This window comes from Streptomyces mexicanus, assembly GCF_902506575.1.
GTDB classification, from domain to species: Bacteria; Actinomycetota; Actinomycetes; order Streptomycetales; family Streptomycetaceae; genus Streptomyces; species Streptomyces mexicanus.
In genome coordinates this window covers 1-5,824 of the sequence record NZ_LR732621.1, presented here as the reverse complement: position 1 = coordinate 5,824, position 5,824 = coordinate 1, and the positions used below count along the sequence as shown (strand labels likewise).

Below are 5,824 nucleotides of genomic sequence, written 5' to 3'. Positions count from 1 at the left end.
CCCCCGCCCCGCCCCCGCCCGGCCCGAACCCTCCCGCGGGCGCCGCGCTCCTCTCCCGGCGCACCCCGCGGGAGCCGGAGGACCCCTCCATGACGATCGACGCCCCTCATGCCGCGGGCCGCCACCCGGACACCGCGGCGCTCGCCGCCGCCATCGGCGCCCGCTTCGAACGCCTGCCCCTGTGCCGCTGGCACGTCATCGTGCGCCTGGCCATCGGCGCGGTGACCTTCTTCGAGGCCTTCGACCAGCTGCTCATCGCCTACGCCCTGCCCCAGCTGCGCGCCGAGTGGCACCTGGGCACCGGACAGACCACCGCCCTGATGACCGTCGGCTCGGTGGGCATGCTCGCCGGCGCGCTGCTGTCCGGCCGCCTGGCCGACCGGGTCGGCCGGGTGAAGGTCATCGCGGTCTGCATCGGCGTGTCCAGCCTGTGCAACCTGGCCCTCACCCTGTGCACCTCGCCGGCGCCGTTCATGACCGCGCGGTTCGTCCAGGGACTGGCCATCGGCGGCGAGGTGCCGGTCGCGGCCACCTTCATCGCCGAGATCACCCGCACCCACCAGCGGGGCCGCTTCGTCCTGCTGTACGAGCTGGTCTTCCCGGCGGGGCTGACGGCGGGCGCCCTGCTCGCCTCCTGGCTGGGGCCGCTGCTCGGCTGGCGCTGGATGTTCGCTCTGGCCGCGCTCCCCGGTGTGCTGTGCCTCGTCATCGCCCGGTACGTGCCCGAGTCGCCGCGCTGGCCCGCCGCCCACGGACGCCCCCGGCAAGCGCGGGACCCCAGGGCCGCGATCGAGGAGAAGGTCGAGACGACCCCCGGCGACCCGCTGCCCGACCCCGCGCCCGCGGCCCCCGCCGCACACCGCACCGAGGGCGCGGGCGGCCTGCGGGAACTTTTCTCCGGCCGCTACCGCACACGCACCCTCGTCGTCGGCGTGCTGTGGTTCACCGGATACTTCGTCAACTACGGCATCACGTCCTGGCTGCCCACGATCTACGGCACCCGTTTCGGCCTGGACCTGTCCACCGCGCTCGGCTACTCGACGGTGACCTCCTGCGCGGGCCTGGTCGGCTGCCTCGCCGTCGCCCTGACCGTCGACCGCGCCGGCCGCCGCCGTACGGTCATCTGGTGCCTGGGCGCCTCCGCTCTCGCCCTGCTGCTCCTCGGCCTGCTCTCCGGCGGCTCCGCGATCGGCGTGCTGGTGTGGACGTCCCTGGCGAGCGTGTTCCTCTTCGGCGCCAACATCTGCCTGTACCTGTACACCCCCGAGCTGTTCCCCACCCGCATGCGGGCCCTGGGGTCGAGCATCGGCGGCGCGCTGAACCGCGTCGGCGTCATCCTCGGCCCGATCGTGGTGGGCGCGGTCTACGCGGACGGCGCGCTCGGCACCGTCTTCGTGACCCTCGCGGTGGTGGCCCTCGCCGGGTCGCTCACGGCGGCGGCGGGCGCGGAGGAGACGAGCGGGCAGCGGCTGGAGGACGTGGCGCCGTGAGACGGCCAAGGCGCGGAGAGACGGCAAAGGCGCCGTGAGACGGCCAAGGCGCGGAGAGACCGCAACGGTGCCGTGAGACGACAAAGGCAAGGAGGTCAGCCACTCCTTGCCACTCTCAACGTATAGCCCATGGGGGGCCTTGCCGCAAGGCCCCGGTCGTGGTGCACAATCGCCGACCTGAGCCGCGACCTGCGGCATTTCAGACATGCGCGCCTTGGACGCGCTGTGCGGCATTCCACGACATGGGGAGTTCATGACGGACGTCATCGTGGTCGGCGGCGGACCGACCGGCCTGATGCTGGCCTGCGAGCTGCGGCTGCACGGTGTGCGGGTGGTGGTGCTGGAGAAGGAACCGGCGCCGACCGGATTCGTGCGCGCGCTCGGCCTGCATGTGCGCAGCATCGAGGTGCTCGACCAACGCGGTCTGCTCGACCGCTTCCTCGCACACGGCCAGAAGGTCGTCTCCGGCGGATTCTTCGCGGGCCTGGGAAAGACCTGGCCCGAGCGGCTGGACACGGCGCACTCCTACGTCCTGGCCATCCCGCAGACCACCACGGACCGCCTGCTGGCCGAGCGCGCCGGCGAACTCGGCGCCGACATCCGGCGCGGCTGCGAAGTGGTGGGGCTGAGCCAGGACGACCAGGGGGTGGACGCCGAGCTGGCCGACGGCTCGCGCCTGCGGGCGCGCTACCTCGTCGGCTGCGACGGCGGCCGCAGCACGGTGCGCACACTGCTCGGGGTCGGCTTCCCCGGCGAGCCCACCCGGGTCGAGACCCTGCTGGGGGAGATGGAGGTGGGTGTGCCCCCGGAGACTCTGGCCGCCGTGATGGCCGAAGTGCGCCGCACCCAGAAGCGGTTCGGGGCCATGCCCCTGGGGGACGGGGTGTACCGGGTCATCGTGCCCGCCGAGGGGGTGGCCGAGGACCGCTCCGCCCCGCCGGCCTTCGAGGAGTTCAAGCGGCAGCTGCGGGTGTACGCGGGCACCGACCTCGGCGTGCACTCGCCGCGCCGGCTGTCCCGCTTCGGGGACGCCACCCGGCAGGCGGAGCGCTACCGCGTCGGCCGGGTGCTGCTGGCCGGCGACGCCGCGCACATCCACCCGCCGACCGGCGGACAGGGACTCAACCTGGGCCTGCAGGACGCGTTCAACCTGGGCTGGAAACTGGCCGCCGCGATCGGCGGCTGGGCACCGCGGGGGCTGCTGGACAGCTACCACACCGAACGGCACCCGGTGGCCGCGGCGGTACTGGACAACACCCGCGCGCAGATGGAGCTGCTGTCCCCCGAACCGGGTGCCCTGGCGGTGCGCCGGCTGGTGTCGGAACTGGTCGACTTCGAGGAGGTGAACCGCCACCTGATCGAGAAGATCACCGCGATCGCGATCCGCTACGACTTCGGCGAGGGCCACGAACTCCTCGGCCGCCGGATGCGGGACCTGACGCTGAAACGAGGACGCCTGTACGAGCTGACGCACGCCGGCCGCGGACTGCTCCTCGACCAGACCGGGCGCCTGTCGGTGGCGGGCTGGGAGGACCGGGTCGACCACGTCGTCGACGACAGCGAGGAACTGGACGCGCCCGCGGTGCTGCTGCGGCCCGACGGCCACGTGGCATGGGTGGGCGAGGACCAGCGGGAGCTGCTCGACCACCTGCGCAGGTGGTTCGGCACGGCCACCGGCTGAGCGCCCGGTCGTCCCGGCGAGGGCGGTGATCCGTCCCTGCCGGGACGAGTGCCGCCCGCGGGGCGAGCACCGTCCGGGCCCGCGGCCGCGGTCCCCTGTGCCGAGGCGTTCGCGGGTCCGTCGGACGGCGCCGGAGCCGAACGCTCACTTCAGACGACGCACGAACACATCGGAGACCTCGTTGGTGTCGCCGGGGACCAGGTCCTCGGCGGCCGAGCCGAAGACGACCTGGCCGCCGTGCCGGGCGACCACGTCGGCACCGGGGGCGGCGGTGGTGGCCGACGCTCCGGCCGGGGCCACCAGCCGCTGCTTGCCGGTGCGCACGTCGAGCAGCACGAGGTCGCCCTGCTGGGCGGGCGGCTCGCCGCCGTGTTCCTTCAGCAGCACAAAACGGCAGTCGCGGTCCGCCGAGTGGGCCACTGCCCCGACGGCCCCCACCCGCCGGACGCGTCCGGTGTGCAGGTCGGCCAGGTACGCCTGCTCGACCGGTCGCACGGGGCCGCCCGGCGCCAGGTCGGTGGCCCAGGAGTTGAACAGCACCCGGCGGCCGTCCTCGGAGAGCTGCACGAGCTGGGAGACGCCGTCGGCCGGGGCGCCGTCGGGCGCCGTGTCGACACGGCGGACGGTGCCCGTGGTCCGGTCCTTGACGTACAGGGGCGTCCGGTCGCCGTCGCGCACCCCGTACGCCACGAACCTGCCGTCACCGCTGAGCCGCGCACCGGAGACGTTGCCTTCGGGTGTCTGCGGTGTGATCAGCTCGTCGGTACCGGTGGTCAGATCACGGACCCAGAGGTAGGGGGAGCCGGAGTTGCCGTTTCTGTTGCCCAGCGTGTACGCGACATGGTCGCCGTCCGCGCTGAACCCGCCCACGTCGCCGAGTTCCCAGTGTGCCCCGGTGGGCACCTCTTGAGGCCACAGCGGTTCGGTCCGACCGGTGCGGCGGTCGTACACGTACGGCTTGGTGAAGCGGCTGCCGGTGGTGTAGGCGACGCGGCGCCCGTCCGGACTGATGCTGACGGAGCCCGTGTAGACACCGGTCCCGGGCACCTGCTCCAGTTCGCCGGTGCGCAGATCCTTGACGAAGGCGCAGGTGGAGAAGGTGGCGGGGCAGCCCTCGCCGGGGCCCTGCGTGCCGTAGGCGGCGTAACGCCCGTCAGCGCTGAGGGTGCCGCCACCCGATGCCGCCGTCAGCTGGGTGCCGTCCGCCGCCGTGCTGATCCGCTCGACACCTCCCCGGGGCGCCGCCGCCGCGGGCGTCGCGGGCGGCAGCGCGGACAGGCCGAGCACCGCGGCGAGCGCGAACCCGGTGACGGCCGTGCGGGTGCGCACGGAACGGTCGTCGAAGAAGGCCGACGTGCGTGCGGACATGGTCATGGCTCCCCCCGGCGCCTGCCCCCGGTCCGGCACCTGGGGACTGACACGGATGCAAGCGCACCACAGGCCCCGGGTCAATGCGCTGGTCGACGTACAACCGGGCGGGCTGATCACGCGTCCTTGCTGCCGGCCGCGCGCCCTGGGACGGGGTGCCGCCGTGAGCCGCCCCGTTCACGCGGACGGCGTGGCGCCGCCCTCCACCAGCCGTCGCAGCGCGGGAAGCAGCGCGTCGAGGTCCTGCCCGCTGCGGAAGGCGACGACGGTGGTGCCGCCGGGGCCGGTGTCCTCGTCGGCGGGTGCCGGGAAGAGGGAGAGCACTTCGAGCATGGCCTCGTCCAGTTCCGCGACGGGGTCGGAGGACTCGCCCCGCAGCCAACGGCGCAGCACGTGGTTGTGGGCGGCGACCACGGAGGCCGCCATGAGCTCGGCCCGCAGCGACGCCGACTCCGTGGGGTCGCCCATCCACTCCGCGATGAACTCGCGGAAGAGCCGCTGGTAGCGGGCCACGCTGGCGATCTCCCTGTCGCGCAGGGCGGACACCTTGCTGGTGAGCGCGTACCGGCGCCGGGCCAGGTCGCCCTCCTCGATGTAGTGCAGCAGCACCAGACGGACCGCGTCGGAGACGGCGACCAGGGCGGTGCGGTGGTTCGAGGTGGCCAGCCGGTCCCGGATCAGGTCGAGCAGACGGTCGTGGTCGGGGAAGATGACCGCTTCCTTGGACCGGTAGTGCCGGAAGAAGGTCGTACGCCCCACGCCGGCCCGTTCGGCGATGTCGTCGATGGTCGTCTGCTCGTACCCGCGCTCGTCGAAGAGGGCGAAGGCCGCGTCCGCGAGGCGGATCCGTGCCGGTGGCTTGCTCATGACCCCTCATCCTTCCCGGTTCCGGCGTCCGGGGACCACTTGCCCCACGCTGTGGTACTGAGTACCGTTGGCTTGATATTAAGTACCAGAGGAGGTCCGCCGTGAGATCCGTGGCACCGGGCGAGTGGAGCCCGCGCGACATCCCGGGCGGGCGCGACCCGCACGACACCTTCTGACCCAGGAGCCCGGGTGGAGCAAGCAGTGAGCGACGACATCGACATCCGTACGACCGCGGGCAAGCTCGCGGATCTGCAGCGGCGTATCCAGCAGGCGACCCACGCCGGCTCGCAGCGCGCCGTGGAGAAGCAGCACGCCAAGGGCAAACTCACCGCCCGCGAGCGCATCGAACTCCTCCTGGACGAGGGCTCCTTCGTCGAGCTGGACGAGTTCGCCCGCCACCGCTCCACCAACTTCGGCC

At 73.0% G+C, this 5,824-nt stretch carries 5 protein-coding genes; 3 read left to right on the top strand and 2 right to left on the bottom strand.

The annotated features are described in order from the left end of the window. Nucleotides 1-89: 89 nt before the first annotated feature. Nucleotides 90-1,490 carry an MFS transporter gene (locus tag GV126_RS33625; protein ID WP_159674924.1) on the top strand — a complete coding sequence of 467 codons (1,401 nt, stop codon included), beginning with the start codon at nt 90-92 and terminating at the stop codon, nt 1,488-1,490. A 253-nt stretch (nt 1,491-1,743) separates the two neighbouring features. Further along, on the top strand, nt 1,744-3,171 hold the full coding sequence (gene rox, locus GV126_RS33620) for a rifampin monooxygenase (RefSeq protein ID WP_159674922.1): 1,428 nt from the start codon (nt 1,744-1,746) through the stop codon (nt 3,169-3,171). 144 nt (nt 3,172-3,315) lie between these two features. On the opposite strand, the gene GV126_RS33615 is transcribed toward rox, so the two are convergent. Beyond that, nucleotides 3,316-4,539: a TolB family protein gene (locus GV126_RS33615; RefSeq protein ID WP_236570355.1), complete on the bottom strand. Its 1,224-nt coding sequence runs from the start codon at nt 4,537-4,539 to the stop codon at nt 3,316-3,318. Between the two features lie 177 nt (nt 4,540-4,716). Beyond that, nucleotides 4,717-5,406 carry a TetR/AcrR family transcriptional regulator gene (locus GV126_RS33610; RefSeq protein WP_159674920.1) on the bottom strand — a complete coding sequence of 230 codons (690 nt, stop codon included), beginning with the start codon at nt 5,404-5,406 and terminating at the stop codon, nt 4,717-4,719. 189 nt (nt 5,407-5,595) lie between these two features. Here GV126_RS33610 and GV126_RS33605 point away from each other — a divergent pair. Then, the coding region (locus GV126_RS33605) for a carboxyl transferase domain-containing protein (protein ID WP_328707378.1) at nt 5,596-5,824 on the top strand (229 nt) is incomplete at its 3' end.

What these genes read in the sequence shown, in the direction of transcription:
- GV126_RS33625 (WP_159674924.1), top strand. Translation starts at nt 90, where the DNA reads ATGACGATCGACGCCCCTCATGCCGCGGGCCGCCACCCGGACACCGCG.
- rox (WP_159674922.1), top strand. Translation starts at nt 1,744, where the DNA reads ATGACGGACGTCATCGTGGTCGGCGGCGGACCGACCGGCCTGATGCTG.
- GV126_RS33615 (WP_236570355.1), bottom strand. Translation starts at nt 4,539, where the DNA reads ATGTCCGCACGCACGTCGGCCTTCTTCGACGACCGTTCCGTGCGCACC.
- GV126_RS33610 (WP_159674920.1), bottom strand. Translation starts at nt 5,406, where the DNA reads ATGAGCAAGCCACCGGCACGGATCCGCCTCGCGGACGCGGCCTTCGCC.